19 protein-coding genes are annotated in these 25,718 nt (G+C 75.4%); 13 read left to right on the top strand and 6 right to left on the bottom strand.

What is annotated here, in order from left to right; all coding sequences use genetic code 11:
- The first annotated feature begins 43 nt into the window (after positions 1–43).
- Genes WA788_RS15130 through WA788_RS15120 form a run of 3 tightly spaced genes read left to right on the top strand, consistent with a single transcriptional unit; the run spans position 44 to position 4,095 of the window.
- Positions 44–1,102, top strand: a complete 1,059-nt coding sequence (locus WA788_RS15130) for a hydroxyacid dehydrogenase (protein ID WP_335977439.1) — start codon at positions 44–46, stop codon at positions 1,100–1,102.
- 18 nt (positions 1,103–1,120) lie between these two features.
- Positions 1,121–2,092 (top strand): family 43 glycosylhydrolase, encoded by a 972-nt coding sequence (locus WA788_RS15125; protein ID WP_335977436.1) that lies wholly within the window; start codon positions 1,121–1,123, stop codon positions 2,090–2,092.
- Entirely contained in the window at positions 2,089–4,095 is a 2,007-nt protein-coding gene (locus WA788_RS15120; protein ID WP_335977433.1) for a DUF2264 domain-containing protein, read from the top strand. The genes WA788_RS15125 and WA788_RS15120 overlap by 4 nt, the downstream gene beginning before the upstream one ends.
- 93 nt (positions 4,096–4,188) lie before the next feature.
- Here the strand turns inward: WA788_RS15120 and WA788_RS15115 are convergent, their stop codons facing one another.
- The 3 genes from WA788_RS15115 to WA788_RS15105 form a co-directional block, all read right to left on the bottom strand.
- Positions 4,189–4,419 carry a DUF3107 domain-containing protein gene (locus tag WA788_RS15115; protein ID WP_335977432.1) on the bottom strand — a complete coding sequence of 77 codons (231 nt, stop codon included), beginning with the start codon at positions 4,417–4,419 and terminating at the stop codon, positions 4,189–4,191.
- A gap of 123 nt (positions 4,420–4,542) precedes the next feature.
- On the bottom strand, positions 4,543–5,196 hold the full coding sequence (locus WA788_RS15110) for a TetR/AcrR family transcriptional regulator (RefSeq protein WP_335977429.1): 654 nt from the start codon (positions 5,194–5,196) through the stop codon (positions 4,543–4,545).
- 178 nt (positions 5,197–5,374) lie between these two features.
- A complete protein-coding gene (locus tag WA788_RS15105; RefSeq protein ID WP_335977426.1) occupies positions 5,375–5,713 on the bottom strand; it encodes a hypothetical protein in 339 nt (112 codons plus the stop codon).
- A gap of 234 nt (positions 5,714–5,947) precedes the next feature.
- On the opposite strand from WA788_RS15105, the gene WA788_RS15100 reads away from it, so the two are divergent.
- The 7 genes from WA788_RS15100 (at position 5,948) to moeZ (ending at position 15,599) form a co-directional block, all read left to right on the top strand.
- Positions 5,948–7,021, top strand: a complete 1,074-nt coding sequence (locus WA788_RS15100; RefSeq protein ID WP_335977423.1) for an alpha/beta fold hydrolase — start codon at positions 5,948–5,950, stop codon at positions 7,019–7,021.
- Between the two features lie 8 nt (positions 7,022–7,029).
- Positions 7,030–8,706 (top strand): DUF3152 domain-containing protein, encoded by a 1,677-nt coding sequence (locus WA788_RS15095; RefSeq protein WP_335977421.1) that lies wholly within the window; start codon positions 7,030–7,032, stop codon positions 8,704–8,706.
- A 272-nt stretch (positions 8,707–8,978) separates the two neighbouring features.
- Positions 8,979–10,652, top strand: a complete 1,674-nt coding sequence (locus tag WA788_RS15090; protein WP_335977417.1) for a DUF3492 domain-containing protein — start codon at positions 8,979–8,981, stop codon at positions 10,650–10,652.
- 725 nt (positions 10,653–11,377) lie between these two features.
- Positions 11,378–12,277: a hypothetical protein gene (locus tag WA788_RS15085; RefSeq protein ID WP_335977415.1), complete on the top strand. Its 900-nt coding sequence runs from the start codon at positions 11,378–11,380 to the stop codon at positions 12,275–12,277.
- Positions 12,278–12,546: 269 nt separating this feature from the next.
- The gene (locus tag WA788_RS15080) at positions 12,547–13,449 is read left to right on the top strand and encodes an NAD-dependent epimerase/dehydratase family protein (protein WP_335977412.1); all 903 of its coding nucleotides are present in this window, start codon (positions 12,547–12,549) and stop codon (positions 13,447–13,449) included.
- A complete protein-coding gene (locus tag WA788_RS15075) occupies positions 13,437–14,285 on the top strand; it encodes a spherulation-specific family 4 protein (protein WP_335977410.1) in 849 nt (282 codons plus the stop codon). The genes WA788_RS15080 and WA788_RS15075 overlap by 13 nt, the downstream gene beginning before the upstream one ends.
- 135 nt (positions 14,286–14,420) lie before the next feature.
- Complete coding sequence (moeZ, locus tag WA788_RS15070) at positions 14,421–15,599, top strand: adenylyltransferase/sulfurtransferase MoeZ (RefSeq protein WP_335977407.1); 1,179 nt, start codon at positions 14,421–14,423, stop codon at positions 15,597–15,599.
- A 78-nt stretch (positions 15,600–15,677) separates the two neighbouring features.
- On the opposite strand, the gene WA788_RS15065 is transcribed toward moeZ, so the two are convergent.
- Both WA788_RS15065 and WA788_RS15060 read right to left on the bottom strand, forming a co-directional pair.
- Entirely contained in the window at positions 15,678–16,760 is a 1,083-nt protein-coding gene (locus WA788_RS15065) for a hypothetical protein (RefSeq protein ID WP_335977405.1), read from the bottom strand.
- Positions 16,757–17,422 carry a hypothetical protein gene (locus tag WA788_RS15060; protein WP_335977403.1) on the bottom strand — a complete coding sequence of 222 codons (666 nt, stop codon included), beginning with the start codon at positions 17,420–17,422 and terminating at the stop codon, positions 16,757–16,759. Before WA788_RS15060 ends, WA788_RS15065 begins: the two co-directional genes overlap by 4 nt.
- A gap of 305 nt (positions 17,423–17,727) precedes the next feature.
- On the opposite strand from WA788_RS15060, the gene WA788_RS15055 reads away from it, so the two are divergent.
- Positions 17,728–18,375: a hypothetical protein gene (locus WA788_RS15055; RefSeq protein WP_335977400.1), complete on the top strand. Its 648-nt coding sequence runs from the start codon at positions 17,728–17,730 to the stop codon at positions 18,373–18,375.
- Between the two features lie 76 nt (positions 18,376–18,451).
- Here WA788_RS15055 and WA788_RS15050 read toward each other — a convergent pair whose 3' ends face one another.
- Positions 18,452–21,388 (bottom strand): flippase-like domain-containing protein, encoded by a 2,937-nt coding sequence (locus WA788_RS15050; RefSeq protein ID WP_335977398.1) that lies wholly within the window; start codon positions 21,386–21,388, stop codon positions 18,452–18,454.
- A 227-nt stretch (positions 21,389–21,615) separates the two neighbouring features.
- On the opposite strand from WA788_RS15050, the gene WA788_RS15045 reads away from it, so the two are divergent.
- Positions 21,616–22,038, top strand: coding sequence for an MGMT family protein (locus WA788_RS15045; protein WP_335977395.1), 423 nt, complete (start codon positions 21,616–21,618; stop codon positions 22,036–22,038).
- A gap of 298 nt (positions 22,039–22,336) precedes the next feature.
- Positions 22,337–25,717 (top strand): ATP-dependent helicase, encoded by a 3,381-nt coding sequence (locus tag WA788_RS15040; RefSeq protein WP_443034034.1) that lies wholly within the window; start codon positions 22,337–22,339, stop codon positions 25,715–25,717.
- Position 25,718: the final 1 nt, after the last annotated feature.

Here is a 25,718-nt window from a genome sequence, read left to right as displayed (position 1 = left end):
TGAGGTGGGATTCGCTGTCCGCCGGAGGGGAGTCCACCGTCATATGACGTCGAACATCAACACCATGGGGCCGCCGCACATCGATGCGGTGCGCACCGTCGCGGTCGGCTTCGCGATGCCAGGCCCGACGTTCGGCCGGGTCTTCGCCGCCGCCGACCTCGCGGCGCTGCACGCCGCGAGCACCGTGCGGCTGCTCGCCGACCGGCCGCTCGACCTGGACGGCGCGGCCGACGCCGCGCACCTGGCCGAGGTCGAGGTGCTCGTCACCGGGTGGGGCTCGCCGGTCCTGGACGCCGGACGCCTGGACCGGATGCCGCGACTGCGCGCCGTGGTGCACTCCGCCGGCTCCATCCGGCCCGTGGTCGACGACGAGGTGTGGCGGCGCGGCATCGCCGTCGCGTCGAGCGCCACCGCCAACGCGGTGCCGGTGGCGGAGTTCTCGGTCGCCATGATCGTGCTCGCCGCGAAGCGGGCCCTGGCCGGCGCGGACCTGCTGCGCGCCGCCGACGGCCACGCCGTCGACATCGAGGGCACCTGGCCGATCGTCGGCATGCACGGCATCACCGTCGGCGTCGTGGGGGCCTCCCGCGTCGGCCGCGCCGTGATCGAGCGGCTGCGCGGGTACGACGTCCGCGTGGTGCTGGCCGACCCGCACATCGACGCGGCGGACGCGGCCCGGCTCGGCGTCGAGCGGATGGCCCTGGCCGACCTCTGCGCGGCCAGCGACATCGTCTCGCTGCACGCGCCGCTGCTGCCGTCCACCGCCGGCATGCTGGACCGCGCCGCCATCGACGCGATGCGCCCGGGCGCGACACTGGTGAACACCGCGCGCGGCGGGCTGGTGGACCAGGAGGCGCTGGCCGACCGGCTCGACCGGGGCGACCTCGCCGCGATCCTCGACGTCACCGAGCCGGAGGTGCTGCCGTCCGGTGCCCGGCTGCGCGCCACGCCGAACACCTTCATCACCCCGCACATCGCCGGCTCGCAGGGCAACGAACTGCGCCGGCTCGCCGGCAACGCGGTACGCGAGACGCTGGCGTTCAGCGCGACCGGCAGCTTCGCGGAACCGATCGCCTTCGAGCGGTCCGTCCTCCAGGCCTGAGAGCGGAGCGCCGCCACGATGACCGACATCACCACCGCCCGCCCGTTCCTCGACCAGCACGGGCGGTTCGCCCAACTCCACGGCGCCGGCGTCCTGCGGATCGGCGACCGCTTCTACGCCTGGGGCGAGGACAAGAGCGCCGGCGGCACCTTCGCGGGCATCGCCTGCTACTCCTCGGCCGACCTGGCGGCCTGGCGGCACGAGGGCACCGCGCTGGCCGTCGGCGACGGCGACCTCGCCCCCGGCCGCGTGGTCGAACGCCCGAAGGTGCTGCGCCACCCGCGCACCGGGCAGTACGTGATGTACCTCCACATCGACTCCGCGGACTACGCCGACGCGCGCGTGGGCTTCGCGACGAGCGACGACCCGGCCGGACCGTACGCGTACCGGGGCAGCGTGCGGCCGCTGGGACACCTCAGCCGCGACATCGGTGTCTACGCGGAGGACGGCGCCGGCTACCTGCTGTCCGAGGACCGCGACCACGGGCTGCACATCTACCGGCTCACCGAGGACCTGCTCGGCGTCGAGGAGCTGGTGGCCACCACGCTCGGCGAGAGCGGCGACCACGGCTACGAGTCGCCCGCGCTGGTCCGGGTCGAGGGCACCTACTACCTGTTCGGCTCCGACCTCACCGGCTGGGCCGCCAACGACAACCGGTACGCGACCGCGCCCTCGCTCGCCGGGCCGTGGTCGCCCTGGCGGCGGTTCGCACCGGCCGGGTCGGCGACGTACGACTCGCAGATCAGCACGATCGTCACGGTCGAGGGCAGCGAGCGCACCGCGTACGTGTACGTCGGGGACCGGTGGCTGCCCGAGGAGTTGGAGCGGTCGCTGCCGGTGTGGCTGCCGATCCGGATCGGGGGCGGGCAGGCCCGGCTGGAGTGGGCGGGGCGGTGGAGGGTGGACGTCGCGACGGGCGAGGTCGAGGTGGAGACGGAGACGGGCGAGGTCGAGGTGGAGCCTGGCGAGGCCGAGGCGGCGGAGGCATGAGCGGCAACGGCAACGGCAACGGTCCTTCCGGCGCCGGCGGTCCTTTCGTGCTGCCCGCGCCCGACGCGGAGCGCTCGCCCCTCACCGGGTGGACGCGCGCGCACTGGGAGGCGGTCGGCCGGCGCTGGCTGTCGCGCATCGAACCGTACGACAGCCCCGGCGGCGCCCTGCCGCGGCTGCCCGGCCGCGTCACCGGCGACGGCGAGCGGCGCGAGAGCATGGAGGCGGTCGGCCGGTCCTTCCTGCTCGCCGCACCGCTCATCGCCGGCGCCCGGGGCACGGAGGCCGAGGCGCTCACCGAGCGGTACGCCCGCGCGCTGCTGGCCGGGACCGACCCGGACGGCGCCGAGTCCTGGCCGCGCGGCGTCACCTGCCGGGCCCCGGTCACCGGGGTGACGAACTCCATCGTGGAGGCCGCGAACATCGCGTTCGGGCTGCACATCAGCCGCGAGCGGCTGTGGGACCGGCTCGCCCCGGCCGAGCGGCGCCGGATCGCGGACTGGCTGCGCCACCACGCGCGGCTGGAGGTCTGGCACAACAACTGGCAGCTGTTCCCGGCGATGGCGGAGGGCTTCCTCCGCTCGGTCGGGGAGGACACCTCCGGGTGCACCGGCACGCGCAACGTCCGCCGCGTGGAGTCCTGGTACCTCGAACAGGGCTGGTACACCGACGGCCCCGAGCACGCCGTCGACTACTACAACGCCTGGGCCATCCACCCCTACCTGTGGGCCTGGTACCGGATGACCGACCGGACCGCGACACCTGACGGCGCGCGGCACCTCGAACGGCTCGGCGCGTTCGCCGGGTCCTGGGCCGACACCGTGGCGCCCGACGGCTCGATGCTGCACGTCGGGCGGTCGCTGACGTACCGGACCGCCGCGCTCGCGGCGCTGTGGTGCGCGGAGATCTCCGGGGTCAACCCGCTGGCGCCCGGGGCGACCCGGCGGCTCGCGTCCGGGGTGCTCGCGCGGTTCACCGCGGCCGGGGTCGGCATCGCGCACCCGCCGGAGCTGGGCTGGTACCGCCCCTACGAGCCGATCGCGCAGACCTACAGCGGGTTCGGGTCGTCCTACCTGGCCGGCATCGGGTTCCTCGGGCTCGCGATCGACCGGGACGCGCCGGTGTGGACCGCGGCGGAGCAGCCGCAGCCGACCGAGCGCGGGCCGCGGACCCGGGTGATGCCGGAGCTGGGGTGGCTGCTGCGGACCCAACAGGACGGCATCGTACGGCTGGTGAACCACGGCAGCGACCACTGCGAGATCCCCGTCGAGCCGACCCGGGCCGACCCGGACGACCCGCACTACGCCAAGTTCGGCTACTCCAGCCACACCGCGCCCGGCACGGCGGCCGGTTGGACCGCCAACGTCGACGGGCACCTGGCGCTGCTCGACGCCGGCGGGCGGGCCAGCCACCGCGGGGTGATCCGGGCGATGCGGGTGGAGGGTGCCGTCGCCGGCTCGGTGCACCTGCCGCAGCTCGACGGCCGCCTGCTGCCCGGGTGCTCCGTGGTCAGCGTCACCGTCCTCGACGGCGACCTCGAACTGCGCGCCCACCTCGTGCGGACGCCGCGGCCGCGGCCGGTGCGCGAGGGCGGCTGGGCCGTCGCCGACACCTCGCCCCTCACCACCCGCACCCCCGGCGGCCCGGGCACCGCCCGCACTGCCGCCGTCACCCGCGCGGACGGCCTCACCGCCACCGTCGTCGGCCTGTACGGCTGGCAGCACGCGGCCACTCACGCCGAACGCGACACCAACGCGATGGGCCCCTACTCCGCGGTCCCCGTCCTCACCGCCACCGCCGGCACCCCGACGACCGTCCTCGTCTCCCTCCACACCCTCACCCGCGCCACCCCCACCCCGACCGACCTGGCCGACCTCGCCACCGCGGTCCGCGTCGAGGTCCACGGCACCGTCCTGCACGCCCACTGGCGCACCGGCCCCCACCACACCCTCGACCTCGCCACCTTCGTGCCGTGGGACGGCGAGGTGCCCGCCGCGCACTGAACGAAGAGCGGGCCGCGCGCACCGCACCGGCCAACAGGAGAAGCCGCGTCCCCCTTGGTCGGGGGCGCGGCTTCGCCGGTGGTGGGGCGGGGGCTACAGGGCGGCGCCGAAGCCGACGCGGCGGGCGGCGGGCTCGCCGATCTCCACGTAGGCCAGACGGTCGGCGGGGACCAGGACCTTGCGGCCGTGCTCGTCCACCAGGCTCAGCAGCTTGCTGGTGCCCGAGAGCGCGTCGGCGACAGCGGTTTCCACCTCGTCGGCCGACTGCGAGCTCTCGATGCTGATCTCGCGCGGCGCGTGCTGCACGCCGATCTTGACCTCCACGGCTTGGATACCTCCGATGGTCGGGCGGTGTGCGCGGTTGGATCGCGCCGTACGGAGCACAGCGTAGCCCCGCCCGGCGGACGGCACGGGCACGCCGCAAACGCCGTGAGCGAACAGCCCGCGCTACTCGGGCCGGTGGTCGCCCTCGGCGCCGTGCAGCGGGAACCCGGCGATACCGCGCCAGGCCAGTGACGTGAGCAGCTGCACCGCGGTGTCCCGCGGCACCTCGCTGCCGCTGGCCAGCCAGTAGCGCGCCACCACCTGCGAGACACCGCCCAGGCCCACCGCGAGCAGCATGGACTGCTCGGCCGGCAGCCCGGTGTCCTCGGTGATGACCTCGCTGATCGCCTCGGCGCACTCCAGCGCGACCTTGTCCACCCGCTCCCGCACCGCGGGCTCGTTCGTCAGGTCGGACTCGAAGACCAGCCGGAACGCGCCGCCCTCGCCCTCGACGTAGGCGAAGTACGCGTCCATCGTGGCCTCGACGCGCTTCTTGTTGTCCGTGGTGGACGCCAGCGCCGTGCGCACCGACTGGAGCAGCGACTCGCAGTGCTGGTCCAGCAGCGCGAGGTAGAGCTCCAGCTTCCCGGGGAAGTGCTGGTAGAGCACCGGCTTGCTGACCCCGGCCCGCTCGGCGATGTCGTCCATGGCCGCGGAGTGGTAGCCCTGCGCGACGAACACCTCCTGGGCCGCGCCCAGCAGTTGCTCGCGCCGGGCCCTGCGGGGCAGGCGCGTGCCACGCGGCCGTGCCGCCTGAGTCTGCTCGATGGCTGTCACGCCGCCTCCCAGTTCTGGTGGTGAAGGTACGAATGAGCACCGCACTGGCCATCGTACTTTTCAGTAACGACCCTGTGCGCCGCGCGGACGGACATTCTCACTTCCTGGGACCTGCGGGCGAAACCTCACGGGCGGCATTCCCTGGCGCACCGGGGGTCCCGGGCGCCCCCGGACCCGGTCAGCGGTAGTCGTCCTCGTCACGGGTGACCGCACGGCGCTGCTCCGCGGCGTCCACCGGGTCGGCCTCGGCCGCCTGGTCCGCGGGCCGCGCGGTGACCTGGTCGTCATCCGGTTCGACCAGGTCGGCGCGCTGCTCGGCGGTGTCCGCCTCGGGCGCCTCCAGGTCGAGCGAGGGGTCGCGGTCGGCGTCCTCGCGGGAGGTCTCCGCGGCCTCCGCCTCGTCGATCACGCCGACCTCGTCCCGTTCGTCCACCTCGGCCGGCCCGCCGTCGGCGCCATGGGCGCGGTTGGTGGCGTCGGTGGCGTGGGTGTCGTTGCTTCCGGTCCGGTCGGACATGGCCCCTCCTCGTGCAGAAACGCGCAGAACCGCCACCTTCGAGCGTAGGAGCTGCCGCGCGCATGCGCAGGGCGGCCCGGGCGGCAGCCCGCAGCGCGGCCCGGGCGGCGGCCGTACCGGGGGGCGCACCGCGGAGACCCGGGATGGCGGCTTTCGGCTCCTCCTGCCCGCCGTCGGGCCGCTTCTCGCCGCGAACCCAGGGGCGTTGGCGTGATCCTCTCGTAATATTGCCGTATGCCCTCGACCGATCTTCCCCGCGCGGCCGTTGCACCGGCGGCCGTACCACCGGAGGGGCCGCCGCTGGCGGCCGGCGAGACGGTGCGGACCGTGGGGCTGCCCGGGCTGAGCCTGGTGGTCCGGTCGCGGTCCGACGGCGGACCGGAGCCCGCGCTGTGCGTGCACGGCCTCGGCGGCTCCTCGCAGAACTGGTCCGCCCTGATGGCCCGGATCTCCGACATCGTGGCCCCGCAGGCCCCGGACCTGCCCGGATTCGGCCATTCTCCGCCGCCGGACAACGCCGACTACACGATCCCGGGGCAGGCCAGAGCCGTGATCCGGCTGCTGGATGCGGAGGGCCGCGGCCCGGTCCACCTGTTCGGCAACTCGCTGGGCGGCTCGGTCGCCGTCAAGGTCGCCGCGGCCCGCCCGGATCTGGTGCGCACCCTCACCCTGATCTCGCCCGCGCTCCCGGAGGTCCCGCCGCAGCTCACCGCGTGGCCCACCGTGTTCGCCGGGGCACCCGGGGTGATCCAGCTCTACACCCGGCTGACCCGCGACTGGTCCCCGCAGCGCCGCACCCACGCCCTGCTGTCGCTCTGCTACGGCGACCCGGACGCGGTGGACCCGCAGGCCGTCGAGGCGGCCGCCGCCGAGTACGAGCGCCGGATGCGGCTGCCGTACTTCCGGGACGTGATGGTCCGCTCCGTGCGCGGACTGGTGGACGCCTACACCCTCGGCGGCCAGCACGCCCTGTGGCGCCAGGCCGAGCGGGTCCTCGCCCCGACCTTGCTGGTGCACGGCGGGCGCGACAAGCTGGTCTCCGCCAAGTCCGCCCGCCGTGCGGCCGGCGCCTTCCGGGACCGCCGGACGCTTGTCATCCCCGGCAGCGGGCATGTGGCGATGATGGAGTACCCGGAGCTGGTCGACCGGGCCTTCCGCGACCTGCTGGCCGACGTCGCCGCGCGCGAGCGCGAGCACGCCGGGCCGGCGGGGTCCGGCGGCCCGGCGGACAGCGGCACGCACCCGGGCGCGAGCAGGAGTACGGGCACGAGCACGGATACGGGCACCGACGCGGCGACCAGGAGCTGATCGAGGGCGTGGGGAAGCACAGCGCGACAGACGGCCAGGACGACCGGGACAGCCCGAGCCAATGGGGCGGCGGACCGGACGGCCCGGCCGGGTGGGACGACGACCCCTGGGGCGACCGGGAGCTGGGGCGCCGCCGCGCGGGCCAGGACGGGACGGACCGGGCGGCCCCGGGCATATCCGGCGCCGGCGGCTTCGTCAGCGGCGGCCCGATCCCGCCCGCCGCGCCCGGTACGGGCCGGCGCCGCCGCGGCCCCGCCGACGACAGCGACTACTTCGCGCCGCTGAGCCCGGTGGACCCGGTGGACCGCCTGGACCGCTCGGACCGCTTGGACCGCCTGGACCCGCCGGCTGCTGAGGACCCGGCGAGCCCGCTCAGCCCGGTGAGCCCCTACGGCGTCGACGAACCGCCGCGACCCCCGTACGGCCGGGACGGCGCGGACCGGTGGGGCGGCCCCGGCCGGCCCGACCCGTTGGACCGCCTCGACGACGGCCCGCCCGGCCCCGCCCGCTTCCGCCCCGAACACCCCGAACACGGTGCGTGGGGCGCCCCCGGCGACTGGCCGGCGGACCGCCCCGGCCGCCGCGACCTGCCCTACGACCCGGTCGAGGAGTGGGCCGCGGACTGGGCGCCGTACGACACCGCGGCCGCGTTCGACTCACCCGCCGCGCACGGCGGGCGGCACGGCCAGGCCGGGCGCGTGATGTCGCGGCCCCGGCAGGAGTTCCTGGACGCCTTCGACGAGCCCGCGCCGCGCCCGGTGCCGGCCCCTTCGCCCGAACCCGGCGCCGGAACCGGCGACGACGGCGGCGGGAGCACGGGGAAGGGCGCGGCGGACGGCGCCGACCGGTCCGCGCCCGGCGCCCCCGGCCGCCGCAGGGCCCGCACCCTCACCACGGGCGTCGCCGCCATGACCGCGCTGGCCGCCCTCGCGGTGCTGGCCGGCACCCAGTTCCACCGCGGCCACCACCGGCCCGAGGACGACACCACCCCGGACGGCGCGTCCGGCCCCGCCGCGGAGGACGGCTCCGCCGCGCCGTCCACCGCGCCGAGCACCCCCACGGCGAGCACCGCCGCGGCCGGCGCCGCCTCGTACGACGAGCAGATGGCCCGGCAGTACCCGCTCGACCCGCACCTGAGCCTGTCCGGCGCCTTCACCACCGTGCCGGGCCACCAGGCCGCCCCCGGCAAGGGCAAGGTGATGCGCTTCCGGGTCGACGTGGAGAAGGGCCTCGACCTGGACCCCCGGCTCTTCTCCGACGCCGTCTTCGCCACCCTGAACGACCCGCGCAGCTGGGGCCACGGCGGCACGATGACCTTCGAGCGTGTCTCCTCGGGGCCGGCCGACATCGTGGTCACCCTGGCCAGCCCCGGCACCACCGCGAAGTGGTGCGCCAAGTCCGGGCTGGACACCACTGTCGACAACGTTTCCTGCGACTCCGCGTCCACCCCGCGCACCATGATCAACGCCTACCGCTGGGCGCAGGGCGCCGCCACCTACGGCCCGGACCGGATGCTCGCCTACCGCCAGATGCTGGTCAACCACGAGGTCGGCCACCGCCTCGGCCACGGCCACGTCGGCTGTCCGCGCGAGGACGCGCCCGCCCCGGTGATGATGCAGCAGACCAAGTTCCTGTCCCTCGACGGCGGACCGACCTGCGTCCCCAACCCCTGGCCGTTCCCCTGACGCGGCCGCACCGCCCCTCGGCCGCCGCTGGACCGGCGGCGCGACCGGCGGTGCCCGGAGCCGCGTAGGCGCCCGAGCCGCGTAAACGGCAGCCGGGCAAGGAAGTTACGCCCCTTCACCCCTTTTGGTGGCACCACGGACAACCGTCCGCCGAAGCACCGTTGTCCCGGCATAGCGTGCTTCGCGCCGGGCGGGCACCGCCGCCGCACCAACGCACAGCGCCCCGCCCCGGCAGCGACCGTGGAACCGGTATGCCGAGAGGGGGCGCACGCGTGCGCATCGCACTACTCACCGAGGGTGGCTACCCGTATGCGCGAGGTGAAGGGGGTGCGTGGTGCGACCGCCTGGTCCGCGGCCTCGCGCACCACGAGTTCGACGTGTACGCGCTCAGCCGGTCGCCGCGGACCGAGGCCGGCGGACGGGTGGAGCTGCCCCCGCCGGTCCGGCGGGTGCGGGCCGAACGGCTGTGGGGCGAGCCGCCGTCCGCCGTACGCGGCGGCGGCCGGGCCGCACGGAAGGCCCGGCGGGCCGCCTTCCGCTGGCACTTCGGCGACCTGGCCGCGGCGCTCGCGGGCGCCGCGGAGACCCCCGACCGGCGCCGGCCGGCGCCCGCAGCGCCCCGCACCGACCCCGCCGACCGCGCGGGACGGTTCGCCGCGGGGCTCTACGGCCTCGCCGAACTCGCCGCGGAACACGGCGGACTGCCCGAGCTGCTGCGCGGCGAGGACGCGCTCACCGCGCTGGAGGCCGCCTGCCACGCACCCGGCGTACGGCCCCTGCTCGGCGACATCGGCGTCACCGAACTCCTCGCCGTGGCCGCGCTGCTGGAACACCAGCTGCGCCCGCTGTCACTGCCCTGGTACGGCACCGATGAGCTGGGCGCCGCCGACGTCTGCCACGCCGTCTCGGGCGGCCCCGCCACACTGCCCGGGCTGCTGGCCAAACGCTTCTGCGGCACCCCGCTGATCGTCACCGAGTACACCGTGCGGGTGCGGGAGGCGCTGCTCGCACATCGCGCGGCCGGGCTGACCCCGGCGGTGCGGGTCCTGCTCGGCGACTACCACCGCCTGCTGGCCGGCGAGTCCTACCGGCAGGCCGCGCTCGTCACGCCCGGCTCGACCCACGTCCGGCGCTGGCAGGAGCGGTGCGGCGCCCCCGCCGACCGCGTCCGCACCGTCCACCCGGGCATCGACGCCGGACGGTTCGCCCGCGCCGGCGCCGCCTCCGAGGAGGAGACCCGGCGGCAGCCCGCGGCGCCCGCCGAACCCACGCTCGCCTGGGTCGGGCGCGCCGACCCCGCCAAGGACCTGATCGCCCTGCTCCACGCCTTCCACGCGATACGCGCCGAGGAGCCGCAGGCCCGGCTGCGGGTCTTCCACGCGCCCCTCACCGACGAGCGGAGCGCCGGCTACCTCGGGTACTGCCGGGGCCTGGCCGCCCAGCTCTTCCCCGACGAGGCCGCCCACCCGCACGCCGTCGGCGAGAGCCCGGTCACCTTCGAGGAGATCGGGTCCCCCGGCGCGCCCGAACCCGCGGACGCCTACGCGGCGGGCGACGTGGTCCTGCTCAGCAGCAGCGCCGAAGGGTTCCCGCTCAACCTGGTCGAGGCCATGTTCTGCGGGCGCCCGACGGTCTCCACCGACGTCGGCGCCGTCCGCGAGGTCATCGGCGGCACCGGGCTGATCGTCCCCCCGCGCAACCCCCGCGCCCTCGCCGACGCCACCCTCCAACTCCTGCGCGGGCCCGAACGCGCCTCCCGCCTCGGCGCCGCCGCCCGCGAGCGCGCGCTCGCCCTCTTCACCGTCACCACCTGCGTGCACGCCTTCCGCGACGCCTACCTCTCCGTCCTCGCCCGCCACCCCGTCCCCCGCGAACCCCTCCACGACGCCACCGGCGCCCCCCGCCCCTTCGTCGCCCCCGCGGAAGCCCTCACCCCGTGCCGCTAGGAGCCGCCCCCATGCCACCCCAAGACGAATCGCTTCTGCACTCCCCAGGCGAATCGATTTACCACCCCACCCCCCCAACACCCGAGCAGAACGGGAGCGCGGGGACCTACCCGCCCAGCCGCCCCCCGGCGGGTGCGGCGCCGCCGCCCGCACCCCGCAACGGCGGTGGCGGCTTGCGGGGGGAGGTGGAGCCGCTGGCCGAGCGGAATGGGGGCGCGGGGAACTGCGCGCCCAGCCGTCCCCCGGCGGGAGTCGCAGCGCCGGCCGTATCCCGCAACGGCGGTGGCGGTTTGCGGGGGGAGGTGGAGCCGTTGGCCGAGCGGAATGGGGGCGCGGGGAACTGCGCGCGCAGCCGTCCCCCGGCGGGTGTGGCGGCGTCGGCCGTATCCCGCAACGGCGGTGGCGGTTTGCGGGGGGAGGTGGAGCCGTTGGCCGAGCGGAATGGGGGCGCGGGGAACTGCGCGCCCAGCCGTCCCCCGGCGGGTGTGGCGGCGTCGGCCGTAACCCGCAACGGCGGTGGTGTCGTTGAGGCGGTGGTGGCCGGGCCGTGCGGTGGAGGTTTGCGGGGGGAGGTGGAGCCGTTGGCCGAGCGGAATGGGGGCGCGGGGAACTGCGCGCCCAGCCATCCCCCGGCGGGAGCCGCAGCGCCGACCGCACCCCACAACGGCGCCGGCGCCCCCCGCACCGCACCCCGCAGGGGCCCCGCTGACCCGGTACGAGGCGTGATGCACCACCACCACGCGATGATCGCGGGCGCAGCCGACATGTGGGAGGTGGCCGCGGGCCTGGAAGCCCGAGGCGTCACGGACGTCGACGCGCGACGGCTTCGCCACCGCGACGTGTTCGGCCTCGCAGAGGAACTGTTCGCCCGGGTCCCCCGCAAGACGGCGCGCACCGCCGCCCCGGCCCCGGCCCCGCACCCCGAGCACCCCCGCGGCCGGGCCCGCCCCCACCCCCACCCCCACCCCCGCGACCTCGCCCTGCACCTGCTGCCAGGCGCAGCCTGCTCCGTGGCCGCGGCCCTGCACACCCCGGCCCCGGTCGCGGTGGCGGTGCTGGCCGCCACCGCATGGCCCGCCCTGCACCGCGGCCCGCTGAGAACGACCGGAAGAGCCGCGGCCCGCGTCCCCGCCGCACTTTGCGCCCTCGCCCTGCTCGCCCTGGCCCGCTGCGGCCCGGACCCGGTCGGCACCGGCACCCTCGCGGTGCTCGCCCTGACCCTGCTCCCGGCGGCCGCCCTCGCCCGGTGGTTCGCGGCGAGCGCCCGGGCCCAACTCGCCCCGAGCCACAGCCTCGCCGACTTCGCCGACGCGGTCCGCCCGCGGCTGCTGGCCGCCCTCGCCGGATACGCGGCGACCCTGCTCGTCCTGCTCGCCCTCCTCGGCTCGCTGCGCGGCTCGGCCGTCGGAGCGCTGCTGTTCGCGGCGCGGCTGCTCTCGGTGCACGGCGCACCGCGGGCGGCGACCGCGGGACTCGCCGCCGCCGTGGCCGCGCAGGCCCTGCTGGCCGCCCTGCTGCCGGTGGCCGCGGGCACCGCCGAAGCCGCCGCCTGCGGCGCCGCCGCCCTGGCCCTGGCCGCGCACTGCCTCCACCGCGTCCCGCGCGCCTCGGCCCACCGCACCTGACCTCTCGTACCACCGATCAGGAGAACCCTCGTGAGCACGCACCGCCCACCCGTCCCGACCTCGCCGGACGCGTCCGGCCACCCGTACGCGTACGGCCGCCCGCCGGCCGCACCGCCGATTGGTACGGCCGTACCCGTCGGGCCGTTCGCGATCCCCGTACCGTCGGCACCGGAAGCGGCACCGGAAGCGGCCGCCCCGGCGGAGCGGTTCGCGCCGCCCGCCGCAGCCGGCCGTACGGTCCTGCGGCACCGGACCGGGCGGGGTGTGCGATGAGGGTCCTGCTCCTGGGCGCCGACGGCTTCATCGGCCGCCACGTCGCCGAACGCCTGCTGGCCGACCCCGCCTGCCAGTTGACCGCGCTGGGCCGCAGCGACGACGCGGACGTGCGGTTCGACCTCTCCTCGGGCGCGCCCGGGGTGCTGGCCCGGTTCGTGGACGCGGTCCACCCGGGGGTGGTGGTCAACTGCGCCGGCTCCACCCGGGGCAACGCCCGCGACCTGACCCGGCAGAACATCGTCGCCGTGGCGACCGTCTGCGAGGCGCTGCGCCGCAGCTCGGTCGCGGCCCGGCTGGTGCAGGTCGGCTGCGGTTCGGAGTACGGCCCCTCGCCGGCCGGGTCGTCCACCGGGGAGGACGCGGTGCCGCGGCCCGGCGGCCCGTACGGGGTGAGCAAGCTCGCCGCGACGGAACTGGTGCTCGGCTCGGGCCTGGACGCGGTGGTGCTGCGGGTGTTCACCCCGGTCGGGCCGGGCACGCCGACCGGGGCGCCGCTGGGCCGGGTCGCGGAGGCGCTGCGGCGGGCGATGCAGAACGGCGAGAGCGAGCTGAAGCTCGGCGGGCTGAGCGCGCAGCGCGACTTCGTGGACGTGCGCGACGTGGCCCGCGCGGTGCACGCCGCCTCGCTGTCGGCCGCGCAGGGCGTGGTGAACATCGGCAGCGGGCGTGCGGTGCGGATGCGGGACATGGCCGCGGCGCTCGCCCATGTCGCCGGCTACGACGGGTCGCTGCGCGAGCTGGAGGACCCGCCGCACGCCGCGCCCTACCCGGACGGGTGCGGCGCCTGGCAGCAGGCCGACGTGCGCACCGCCCGCGACCGGCTCGGCTGGCGGCCGCGGATCGGGCTGGAGGAGTCGCTCGCCGATGTGTGGATGGAGGCGGCATGCCGCGTCTGAACCCCTTCCCGCGCGGCGACACCCACCCGCGCGGCATGCCGCAAAGCGAGCCGCCCACCCGTCCGGACCCCGTTCAGGACCCCGTCCAGGACCGGGCGGCGGGCGGTGGGCGCGGGGCGGAGGCGGTCAGGACCGGCTTCGGGGTGCCGCTCTTCGCGCACCCGCTGGTCGCGCCCGCGGAGTGGGCCGAACTGGCCCGGCCGGGCGCGCCCGTCGACTGGGCCGCGTTCGACGTGTCGTCGGGGCCCGGCAGCCGGGCGGACGCCCTCTACACCGAGGCGCTCACCCGCGTCCGTGAGAACGGCGTCCCACTCCTCGGACGGCTGGACGCGGTGCACGGCACCCGGCCGTACGGCGAACTGGCCGCCGACGCCGCCCGCTACCTGGACTGGTACCGGGTGGACGGCTTCTACGTGGACCGGGCGCCCACGCTCCGCGCCGAGGCGGCGCAGTGCCGCCGGACCGTCGCGACCCTGCGCGCGCTGCTGCCCGGCGGCGGCCGGGTGGTGCTCGCGCCGGGCGCGCACCCGTACCCCGGCTACGCCGAGTTCGCCGACCAGCTGGTGGTCTTCGCCGGGCCGTGGACCCGTTACCGCTGGTCGGAGGTGCCGGAGTGGACCGCGTCGTACTCGCCGCGGCTCTTCGCGCACCTGGTGCACGGGCTGCCGGCCACGCACCTGGATGCCGCGCTGCGGGTCGCCCGCTGGCAGGGCGCGGCCACCGTGTACGTGACCGACCGCACCGACCGGGACGGCGCCGACCCGTGGGCGGGCCTGGCCGGCTACTGGAGGGAGGCGGTCCGCAGGGTCCGCGAGGAGCCGCCGCCCAGCATGTGACCGGTTTCCGTCTCGGCCCTCGGACCAGGTGACGTGGAATGAAGTGGGGCGTGGCAGTGTTACAGGGCCAGGACGTACGGGCGGCCGCCCGTACCTACTGTCCGAAGACCTACCAACCGTATTGCTGAGGTCCCTGTGTCGCTGCCACCCCTGGTCGAGCCGGCCACCGAACTCACCGTTGACGAGGTCCGCAGGTATTCGCGCCACCTGATCATCCCGGATGTCGGGATGGACGGGCAGAAGCGGCTGAAGAACGCGAAGGTGCTGTGCGTCGGGGCCGGCGGCCTCGGCTCGCCCGCGCTGATGTACCTGGCGGCCGCGGGCGTCGGCACGCTGGGCATCGTCGAGTTCGACGAGGTCGACGAGTCGAACCTGCAACGTCAGATCATCCACAGCCAGGCCGACATCGGCCGCTCCAAGGCCGAGTCCGCCCGCGACTCCGTCAAGGGCATCAACCCGTACGTGAACGTGGTCCTGCACGAAGAGCGGCTCGAAGCCGAGAACGTGATGGAGATCTTCGCGCAGTACGACCTGATCGTCGACGGCACGGACAACTTCGCCACCCGCTACCTGGTCAACGACGCCTGTGTGCTGCTCAACAAGCCGTACATCTGGGGCTCGATCTACCGCTTCGACGGTCAGGCGTCGGTCTTCTGGTCCGAGTACGGCCCCTGCTACCGCTGCCTGTACCCGGAGCCCCCGCCGCCGGGCATGGTGCCCTCCTGCGCCGAGGGCGGTGTCCTCGGCGTGCTGTGCGCCTCGATCGGCTCCATCCAGGTCAACGAGGCGATCAAGCTGCTGGCCGGCATCGGCGAGCCGCTGGTCGGCCGGCTGATGATCTACGACGCCCTGGAGATGACGTACCGCACGGTCAAGGTCCGCAAGGACCCGGACTGCGCGGTGTGCGGTGACCACCCCACCGTCACCGAACTGATCGACTACGAGGCGTTCTGCGGCGTCGTCTCCGAGGAGGCCCAGGAGGCCGCGGCCGGCTCCACGATCACTCCCAAGCAGCTCAAGGAGTGGATCGACGACGGCGAGAACATCGAGATCATCGATGTCCGCGAGCCGAACGAGTTCGAGATCGTGTCGATCCCCGGCGCGAAGCTCATCCCGAAGAACGAGTTCCTGATGGGTTCGGCGCTCGAACACCTCCCGCAGGACAAGCGGATCGTGCTGCACTGCAAGACCGGGGTGCGCAGCGCCGAGGTGCTGGCCGTCCTGAAGTCCGCGGGCTTCTCCGACGCCGTCCACGTCGGCGGCGGGGTCATCGGCTGGGTCAACACGATCGAGCCGGAGAAGCCGGTCTACTAGCCGGAACCCGTAGGCGCACTGCGATAGCGGACCGAGGTAAGGGGCGGCACTCCAGAGTGCCGCCCCTTACCTCGCGTCTCAGCGGTTGACGGACTGGATCTCCTGGACGGTGACCTGCTTCGGCTGCTGGACACGGCCGTCGGGCAGGGCGCCGCCGGTGCCGCCGGAGCCGGTCCAGCTGACACTCCAGGTCGCGGTGACGTCGAGGTCGAACGGGCCGGTCGCCTGGGTGGACCTCAGATACGTCACCCCGCACGGCGGGTCGGCCTTCGGGTCCCCGCCGTAGTCGGCGCCCACGGTGCCGTCCGCCGCGATCGGGCAGTCGCCGGACGCCGGGTGGAGCGTCGCGTCCGAGGTGCCCGGGTCGATGTGCACGCTCGTCGGCCGCGCGGTGGTCTCCGCCCAGATCTCCTGCCCGCCGCCGAGGTCCACCGACGCGCGCACCTTCACCGGCGTGTACTTCTCCTCCAGCCGCACCCACGTGGGCAGGTTGACCGTCTGGGTGGCCACCGGGTTGGTCTCGACCGTCACGCCGGGCACCCGCGTGTGCGCGTACGCGAGCTTCGAGAGCATCTCGGGGGTGATCACGTTCGGCGTGCCCGCCGGCGGGCGCTGGCCGTTGGGCACGAAGAACGGGATCGTGCCGTTGCAGGCGTACTTCGCGAGGGTGTTCGGCGCGTCGGGGTTCTCCACCGCGCCCCAGAACATGCCCTTGCCCTGCTGGTCGACGTTGAAGTCCTTGTAGCCCTTGCCGCTGCCGTCCCAGGTGTAGCCGGTGTCGTAGTGGTTCTTGTACTGGTCCATCGCCTCGAGGGCGTAACTCGGCTGCCCGGGCACATCGGTGGCCTTCACCCCGGCCAGGACGTCCTTCTTGAACGTCACCGGGTCGGCGATCGGGCCGATCCAGCACGCCGGCGGCGTCCAGTTCACGTCCACCGAGGCGATCGCGTGCGTGCGCGTGGACGACGACCCGGACGGATAGGTGATGCGTACGGCCTTCGCCCCGGCCGCGAGGTCGACGCCGCTGCTGGTGCCGGAGGTCTGTGAGGAGTCGGACGAGGACTTGGAGGTGTCGGTGTACGCGTGGCCGGGCGTGGCGGCGGCGAGGACCACCACCGCGGCGAGTACCAGCCCGCGGCGGGCCGCTCCGGCGATGCTCACTGCTTGCACTGGAGTGCCTTCTCTTTGACGGTGACCGAGTGCGCCTGCCAGACCGCCTGCGCGGTGGGGAGCTTGACCATCACGATGTCCCAGGACACGTAGTTGCGGTCACTCGCCCCGGTGACGTGCACCTTCCCGCCGGCGACCTCCTTGCTGTAGAGCTTGGACTGGTCGTTGCAGAGCTTGACCTCGACGGACCCGCCGCCACTGCCCAGCGTGAAGGCGGGACTGTAGTAGCGGTCGGTGCCCGTCATGGTCAGCTTCAGGTCGACGTTCTGCTGGACGTAGTTCTGGGCGTACGTCAGCGCGCCGTCCGCGGCGTATCCGACCAGGCCCGCGTCGTTCTTGTTCTGCTTCACCACGGCGTGGTCGATGGCCTGGATGAAGTTGGCGGCGCCCGAGAGGGCGGCGGCCTCCTCGGCGTTCTTCGGCGCGGTCCACTCGAACTGCGCCTTCAGGTCGGCCGGGAGCGCCAGCGTCGGGTCGATCTTCAGGGCGCTGCTCTGCGTGGCCGGGGTCGAGGGGGTGGTCGGGGCGGCCGAACTCGTCGCGGGGGAGGAGATCTTGGCGTCGGACCCGCCACCGGACCCGCCGCAGGCCGTCAGGGTGAGGGCGGTGGCCGCCGCCAGTGCGGTGGCGGTCGCTGCGGTGCGTGCGCGCATCGTGGAGGGCTCCCGATCGGTCGTCGCTGCGGAGCCCCCGGTTCGCGGCACTGCGTTCACCCGTTGCTGGCCCCCGTATCCAGGGCTCCACCGTATCGAAGCTCCGGGGCGGGTCACGAGAGCGGGGACGTGCGCGTTCGGTCACGGACATGTCACACGGCGGGGCGACCGGGGGCGGCGGTGGTCACGTGTTCCCCCCAAGAGGAGGACAACCCTTCGCGGACACAGCCGGTCTTACGGGGTGTCAGATCGCTTATAGGGCAACAGTGGTCTATCCACATCCATCTCGTGAAAGGTCGCCCTCCATGCACCTCGCGCGCACCCGCGCCCGCACTGCCGGCCGCCGCCTTGTCCTGGCCGCAGCCGTTCTCGGCCTGGCTGTCGCCGCGCCCGCGGCCGCCGCCCAGGCGGACGGCACCCGCAGCCCGCACCGGGCCGGACCGGTCTCGGCCACGCACCCCGGCCACACCACCGGCGCCGACCAGATCATGCACCCCGACCACACCACCGGCGCGGACCCCCTCACCGGCGCGATCCCCGTCGCCGGTGCCGACCACACCACCGGCTCCGACGCGCCGAAGGCCACCTCGGCCGCCCGCTCGGGCGACCCGCAGTCGACCGCCGACCGGGTCGCGGACTTCTACGGCGCCTACATCGACGTGGTGTGGGACGCCCGCAACGACGACCTGCGCAACGGCCTGCGGGAGCACTACCTCACCACCGGCTTCCAGAAGACGCTGGCCGCCTGGGAGGCCGCCCAGCACGCCGACGGTGTGCTGCGCGCCCAGGACAGCCCGATCGGCTGGCAGGTCACGCCCGACGGCACCGACGCCGGGCACGCGTTCAGCACCGTCCGTCTGAGCTGGGGCAACCCGAGTCACCCCGGCTACACCTACCTGAAGGTCCGGTCCGACCTGGCGACGAAGCAGATCTCGGACATCGAGGACGCGTAGGCCCCGCTCCCGCAGCTCCTGCCGACCGGTCGTCCCACCGGCCGGCAGGCCCCGCCCCCGCAGCGGCGAGGCCGCGCTACAACTCGCCCTTCCGGCTGAGGTGTGTGAACGCCAGCCACCCGGGCAGCACCGGCAGCCAGAACGTCAGCAGCCGGAAGAACAGCACCGCCGGCGTGGCCACCTCCTTCGGCAGCCCGGCCGCGATCAGGCCACCGGTCAGCGCCAGTTCGACCGCGCCGACCCCGCCCGGCGTCGGTGCCGCGGAGCCCAGCGCGTTGCCCGCGAGGTAGACCACCGCGACCGTCGCGTAGCTGAGGTGCCCGTCGAAGGCCCGTACGCAGCCGTCCAGGCACAGGACGAAGGTCACCGTGACCATCAGGGTGCCGCCGATGCCGGTGAGCAGCTTCGCCGGGCGCTGGAGCACGTCCAGCATGCGCGGTACGACGCCCGCGAACAGCGCCCGCACCCGGGTGGAGACGAACTTCCGCAGCGCGGGCACCGCGGTGACCACCAGCACCAGCACACCCGCGGTCAGCAGCCCCGCCATGACCGTCCGCGACGGCGACAGCGACGGCGTCTTCTCAGTGCCGGTGACGAAGCCGAACGCCATCAGCAGCACGATGTGCGAGCCGAGGCCGACGAGCTGCGAGGCGCCCACACTCGCCACCGCCAGCCCCGGCCGCACCCCGGCCTTCTGGAGGTAGCGGGTGTTCAGCGCCACCCCGCCCACCGCGGCCGGCGCGACCAGTTTCACGAACGACCCGGCGACCTGCGCCATCACCGTCCGCGGCCACGACAGCCGTTCCGGCACGAAACCGGACAGCGCGCCGGCCGCGGCCACGTAACTGGCCGCGGAACCGACCAGCGCGACCAGCGCCCACTTCCAGTCCGCGTGCACGATGGCGTGGCCGATCGGCACCGACGACAGCTGGGAGAGCAGGAAGTACGCGGCGAAGGCGCCCGCGATGACCGTGATCAGGGTGCGCGGCTTGATCCGCTCCAGCCGCACCGGCTCCACCGGCGCCTGCGGGCGGATCAGCAGCACCTGACGCCTGATCCGCGCCAGCAGGTCCTCCTCGCGGACCTCCTCCAGCGCGTCCTCCATGGCGCGCTTCTCCGCCTTGCTCTCGGCCTTCCGCTCCGCCTTCGACTGCGCCCGGGCCGGCGCGCCGGACTGCTCCGCGGGCACCGCGGACGCCCCCTCATGGCCGCGGGCGGCCTGCGCCCGGCTGCGCTCCCTGGCCTCTTCCTTGGCCTCCTTGTCCGCGGACAGCGCCGCGAGCACCGCCTCCCGCTCCCGCACCGCGCGGGCCCGGTTGAGCGCCTTCAGCTCGCCGCGGGTGGAGCGGCTGAGCGCGATCGGCTGGAGCAGCGGCAGCGAGGCGGCGACCGCGTCCGGGCCGAGCACCGACAGCGCCGCGCCGACCGCCCGCTCGGGGCCGACCCGCAGCGCCATCGTCGTCAGCAGCTGCGCGATGTCCATCCGCAGCAGGATGTCGCCGGCGGCGATCTCACCGCCGCGCAGGTCGGTGAGGAAGACCCGGCCGCTCCGGTCCACCAGCAGCGACTCGCCGACCAGCCGCCGGTGCGCTATCCGCCGCGACTGGAGGGCCCGCACCTGCGTCCACGCCTCGCGCATCAGGGCGTCGGTGATCTCGTCGTCGGCCAGCGCGTCCAGCCGCCGGCCGCCGATGTGCTCGTAGACGAGCATCACCGCGTCGGGGCCCAGCTCCGAGGTGGCGATCAGCTTGGGCGCGTTGGCGCCGGCCGCGATCGCCGCGTACGCGAGCAGCGCCTCCTGCTCCAGCGCCTGCCGCAGCGAGAGCAGGCTGCGGCGCTGGGTGATGCCGCCGACCAGCGACATCCGCCGCCAGGCCCGGTAGAAGAAGCCGTGCGCCTGCTGCTCGCGGTCGACCACGGTGACGTCCAGCGGCGGACCGTCCTCCAGGGTGACCAGGTAGCCGCGGCCGCGGTCGGAGTCGGCGCTCTCCGGGCGGTCCTCCACCACCCGCCGCGCGGTCAGCGGCGCGAACCCGACCCGGCGCAGGCCGGCCAGCAGGTTCTGCCCGGTGGGGCGGACGTTCGGCGAGCCGATCGCGTAGACGGTGCCGTTCGCCACGGTCCAGCCGATCAGCAGGGTCAGCGCGATCGAGAACGGCGTGGTGTAGCCGCCGACCAGCACCGCGAAGGCGTCCAGCAGCAGGACGAACCACAGCGCGACCCGCCAGCGCGGCCGGCGGGCCATGCCGGAGGCGGTGACGTAGGCGATGACCGGGGCGAGGTAGCCCTGCACCGGGTCGGTCATGCCCAGCCCGGTCGGCGCGCCGTGCGAGAGCGCCTCGCGGATCGGGCCGGGGGCGGCGTTGGTCACCCACAGGTCGGTGGCGAGGGCGGCGCCGTGCGCGAGGACGGCCGCGAGCACGCCGTCCGCGACCCGCAGCCCGTCCCGTTTGACCAGCCGCTCCACCGCGAACGCCACCGGCACGATGAGCACCGCGACGCTCGCGGCGTTGCCGGTGACGGAGGAGAAGAAGTCCGGCGCCCGCATGGCGCCCTTGGTGATGTCGGTCTCCAGGCCGTTGGTGGTGGCGTGCGCGAAGCCCGCGATGGCCAGCACCACGCCGATGCCGAGCAGCCCGAGGAAGAAGCGGACCAGGTCGGCGGGGCGGTGCACCCGGGCGGCGAGCAGCGGCTCGTCCACGGAGACGGCCTGGCGGGTGGCGCCGGCCGGCTCGGGTGAGGCGCCGTCGCAGGACGGGGGCTCCTCGGGGGGCTCTTCCGGGGGTTCGTGGGTGCCGTGCGTGTCGTGCGTGTCCTGGGGGCCCGGGGACTCGTTGGGCTTCGGGGTGCCCGGGTCCGTCCAGATCAGGTCCTCCGGTGCCCGGTGGGCGCCGTGCGGCTGCGGCAGGCCGCCGGGTCTTCCGCCGGTGGACGGGGAGCCGTCCGTACCGTCGGGGTCGCCGGAGTTGCCGGAGTCATCGGAACCGCCGGAACCGCCGGAACCGTCAGCCATCGCCGCCCCCGTGCCGGCCCCGCCGCCGGTCCGCGGTGCGGAGGCGGCCGGGGCCAGCCCGCCGGGAGCGCCGGCGGTCCCCATGGCCCCGCCGCCGCCCTGCTTGTCCCCGGTTGTCTCTTCTTGGTCTCGTATCACCAGTCACCGCCCGGACGATGGTGGCATGCGCCCTGTGCGTTCGGAGCCGTAACCCCCCGGTGTCGGCGGGGTGCGGCAGGATTGACCGGGTGAGCGAGGAGACCGGGGCGGGCGAGCTGGGGCCGTACGCGGAGAAGGTGCTGGACGCGGTGGACCTGATCCCGCCCGGCCGGGTCATGACGTACGGCGACGTGGCGGAGTGGCTGGGGGAGGGCGGTCCGCGCCAGGTCGGCCGGGTCATGGCGGAGTACGGCGCGGTGGTGCCGTGGTGGCGGGTGGTGCGCGCCGACGGGGTGCTGCTCGCCGGGCACGAGCAGCGCGCGCTGGCGGAGTACCGCGCGGAGGGCACCCCGCTGCGGACGGCCGGCCCGGCCACCGAGGGCCACCTGCCGCGCCTGGACATGCGCCGGGCCCGCTGGGACGGGCAGGGCCGGCAGGACGGCGGGCAGGGACCGGACGGCGGACGGCACGCCGAGGACCCGCCCGGCACGGCGGGCGCGGACGGCGGATGACGGCCCGAGGCTCATATCACCCAGCTTCCGGCATCGGGCGGCGGCGCGTGCCGCGGCCCGCCCGTACGGAGTACATTGCCTGACCACCACGAAACCGGCGAACCACGTGAACCCCTCTTCCCCACTTCCTGGCACTGCTGCTGGCGGCGCGCCCGAGACGGCCGGCCCGGACGCCCGGACCGGTGCCGTCCGCACCGGTGACGTACGGGCGGGCCGCCCGGGCGTCGGAGGCTACCGGCTGGTGCGCGCCCCGCTGGTGTCCGCCGCGCCTCCAGTGCTGGACGCATCCCAGCGCGCCGTGGTTGAGCACGACCGGGGACCGATGCTGGTGCTGGCCGGACCCGGCACGGGCAAGACCACCACGCTCGTCGAAGCCGTCCTGGCCCGGGTGCGGGCCGGCACCCCCGCCGACCGGGTGCTCGTCCTGACCTACGGCCGGGCCGCCGCGGTCGAACTGCGCGACCGGATGGCCGCCCGCGCGCAGCTCCTGACCGGCAGCGCGACCGCCGCTCCGCAGGCCGCCACCTTCCACTCGTTCTGCTACGGGCTGCTGCGCGCGCACCAGGACCCCGACCTGTTCGCCGAGCCGGTGCGGCTGATGTCCGGGCCCGAGCAGGACCTGATGGTCCGCGAACTGCTCGCCGGGCAGGCCCGGCTCGCCCGCGAGGGCCGCGCGAAGGTCGGCTGGCCGGACGACCTGCGGGCCGCGCTGACCACCCGCGGCTTCGCCGACGAGGTGCGCGCCGTGCTCGCCCGCACCCGCGAACTGGGCCTGGCCCCGCGCGCGCTCGCCGACTTCGCCCGCCGGATCGGCCGCCCCGACTGGCTCGCGGCCGCCGCGTTCCTCCAGGAGTACCTGGACGTCGCCGACCTCCAGGGCGTCATCGACTACACCGAACTGGTGCACCGCGCGGTCCGGCTGGTCCGGCGGCCGGAGGTGCACGCCGAACTCGCCGGGCGCTACGACGCGGTCTTCGTCGACGAGTACCAGGACACCGACGCCGCGCAGGTCCGGCTGCTGCGCGCGATCGCCGGGCAGGGCCGCACCCTCGTCGCCTTCGGCGACCCCGACCAGTCGATCTACGCCTTCCGGGGCGCCGACGTGAACGGCATCCTCGACTTCCCCACCGCGTTCCCCGGCCAGGACGGCCGCCCGGCCCCGGTCCGGGTGCTCACCGGCAACCGCAGGGCCGGGGCCGTGCTGCTCGCCGCCGCGGGGCAGCTCGCGGGCCGGATGGCGCTGCCGCGGCTGCCCGCGGCCGCGGCCCGCGCCCACCGCGCCCCGACCGCGCACCGGCCCGGCGGCGTGCTGGCGGTGCGCACCCACCCCACGCCGGGCGCCGAACTCGAGGCCGTCGCCGACGCGCTGCGCCGCGCCCACCTCGAAGACGGCATCCCCTGGACCGGCATGGCGGTCCTCACCCGCACCACCGCGGCCCTGCCCACGCTGCGCCGCGCGCTCGCCGCCGCCGGGGTGCCGATCGACCTCGCCCCGTCCGACACCCCGCTGCACGCGGACCCGGCCGTCGCCCCGCTGCTGCTGGCCCTGCGGGTGGCGGCGGAAGCGGCGGCGCAGCCGGTGCCATCGCCGGAACAGGCGTTGCCGGAACAGGCGTCGCCGGAACAGGCGTCACCGGAACAGGCGTCACCGGAGCAGGCGGCGTCGGCGGACGCGGCGTCCGGGTCCGGCGACCGCGAGCAGCAGCCGAGCGCGGACCCCGGCGGGCAAGCGGCCACGGGCGACGCCCCGCACGCCGCCCGGGCCGATACGGCACCGGGCGCGGGGGGCGGCGCGGGCGAGCACCCCGGGTCCGGGTTGTCCGTCGAGGACGCCCTGACGCTGCTCACGTCGCCGCTGGGCGGCATGGACTCTGCCGACCTGCGGAAGCTGGGCCGCGCGCTGCGCGAGGAGGAGCGGGCCGCGGGCGCGGCGGTGCCGCGCCCGTCGGACCAGCTGATCGCCGAGGCGCTGGCGCACCCGGAGCGGCTGGCGGCCCACGACCCGTCGTACGCGCGCGGCGCCCAGCGGCTGGGGGCGCAACTGGCCGAGGCCCGCACGGGTCTCGCGGCGGGCGGCACCGTGGAGGACGCGCTGTGGGCGCTGTGGCACGGGTCGCCATGGCCGGGCCGGCTGGAGCGGGCGGCGCTGCGCGGCGGCCCGGCCGGGCGGAACGCCGACCGCGACCTGGACGCGGTGTGCGCGCTGTTCGAGACGGTGGCGCGGGCGGAGGAGCGCACCGGGGGCCGGGGCGCGCTGAACCTGATCGACGAGCTGTCGTCGTTCGACATCGTGGCCGACACGCTCGGCGGCCGTACCGTACGGCCCGACGCCGTACGCCTGATGACCGCGCACCGGGCGAAGGGGCTGGAGTGGCCGCTCGTTGTGGTGGCGGGGGTGCAGGAGGGGGTGTGGCCGGACCTGCGGCGGCGCGGCTCGCTCCTGGAGGCCGACCGGATCGGCCGGGACGGACTGGCGCCGCCGCTCACCCCGGGCGCGCTGCTGGCCGAGGAGCGCCGGCTGTTCTACGTGGCGGTGACCCGCGCGCGCGACCGGCTGCTGGTGACCGCGGTGAAGTCCGCCGCGGACGAGGGGGACCAGCCGTCGCGGTTCCTGGCCGAGCTGGGCGTGGAGCCGGTGCACGTCGGCCACCGACCGCGCCGGCCGCTGGCGGTGGCCCCGCTCGTCGCGGAGCTGCGCGCGACCACCGTGGACCCGAAGGCGTCCCCCGAGCTGCGGGACGCCGCCGCGCGCCGGCTGGCCCGGATGGCCTCGCTCACCGACGACGGGTATCCGCTGGTGCCCGCCGCGCACCCGGACCGCTGGTGGGGGCTGTACGAGCCGACCCGCTCGGAGGTGCCGCTGCGCGACCGGGACCAGCCGGTGGTGCTCTCGGGCAGCGCGCTGGACCAGTTGGCGAACACCTGCGCGCTGCAGTGGTTCCTGGGCCGAGAGGTGAAGGCGGAGCCGCCGTCGACGGCCGCGCAGGGCTTCGGCAACGTGGTGCACGTCCTGGCCGACGAGGTGGCCTCGGGGCGTGCCCCGGCGGATCTGGACGTGCTGATGGCCCGGCTGGACTCGGTGTGGGACGCCCTCGCCTTCGACGCGCCCTGGAAGTCCCGGCAGGAGCGGGAGAACGCCCGCGCCGCGCTGGAGCGCTTCCTGCGCTGGCACGTCATGGAGCGCGGCCGGCAGGCGGTCGCCGGGGAGCACGCCTTCGACGTGACGCTGGAGGCGGGCGACGCGCAGGTGCGCATCCGCGGCAGCATGGACCGGGTGGAGACGGACGCCGAGGGGCAGGCGTACGTCGTGGACTTCAAGACCGGGCGGGCCAAGCCCACCGCGAAGGAGGTCGAGCGGCACCCGCAACTCGCGGTCTACCAGCTCGCCGTCCGGGAGGGGGCCGTCGACCCGCTCTTCGGCGGCGCGCGCCCGCACCCGGGCGGCGCCGAGCTCGTGCAGCTGCGGGTCGGCGCCACCCGCAAGGAGGGCGGCGACGCGCTTCCGGCGGTGCAGCGGCAGGAGCCCCTCGAGGGGGAGTGGGCGCAGGAGCTGCTCGCCGAGGCGGCCGGGCGGGTGCTGGACGAGCGCTTCACCCCGGCGGCGGGCCACCACTGCGCGCACTGCGCCTTCCGCTCGGCGTGCACGGCCCGCCCGGAGGGACAGCAGGTCGTGGAGTAGG

Source organism: Streptomyces sp. CA2R106 (genome assembly GCF_037034245.1).
GTDB lineage: Bacteria > Actinomycetota > Actinomycetes > Streptomycetales > Streptomycetaceae > Actinacidiphila.
Note: the sequence above shows the minus strand (reverse complement) of the source record. Positions and strands in the feature narration are given on the sequence as shown.

What these genes read in the sequence shown, in the direction of transcription:
- WA788_RS15130 (WP_335977439.1), top strand. Translation starts at nt 44, where the DNA reads ATGACGTCGAACATCAACACCATGGGGCCGCCGCACATCGATGCGGTG.
- WA788_RS15125 (WP_335977436.1), top strand. Translation starts at nt 1,121, where the DNA reads ATGACCGACATCACCACCGCCCGCCCGTTCCTCGACCAGCACGGGCGG.
- WA788_RS15120 (WP_335977433.1), top strand. Translation starts at nt 2,089, where the DNA reads ATGAGCGGCAACGGCAACGGCAACGGTCCTTCCGGCGCCGGCGGTCCT.
- WA788_RS15105 (WP_335977426.1), bottom strand. Translation starts at nt 5,713, where the DNA reads ATGTCCGACCGGACCGGAAGCAACGACACCCACGCCACCGACGCCACC.
- WA788_RS15100 (WP_335977423.1), top strand. Translation starts at nt 5,948, where the DNA reads ATGCCCTCGACCGATCTTCCCCGCGCGGCCGTTGCACCGGCGGCCGTA.
- WA788_RS15085 (WP_335977415.1), top strand. Translation starts at nt 11,378, where the DNA reads ATGCACCACCACCACGCGATGATCGCGGGCGCAGCCGACATGTGGGAG.
- WA788_RS15080 (WP_335977412.1), top strand. Translation starts at nt 12,547, where the DNA reads ATGAGGGTCCTGCTCCTGGGCGCCGACGGCTTCATCGGCCGCCACGTC.
- WA788_RS15075 (WP_335977410.1), top strand. Translation starts at nt 13,437, where the DNA reads ATGCCGCGTCTGAACCCCTTCCCGCGCGGCGACACCCACCCGCGCGGC.
- WA788_RS15060 (WP_335977403.1), bottom strand. Translation starts at nt 17,422, where the DNA reads ATGCGCGCACGCACCGCAGCGACCGCCACCGCACTGGCGGCGGCCACC.
- WA788_RS15055 (WP_335977400.1), top strand. Translation starts at nt 17,728, where the DNA reads ATGCACCTCGCGCGCACCCGCGCCCGCACTGCCGGCCGCCGCCTTGTC.
- WA788_RS15050 (WP_335977398.1), bottom strand. Translation starts at nt 21,388, where the DNA reads ATGGCTGACGGTTCCGGCGGTTCCGGCGGTTCCGATGACTCCGGCAAC.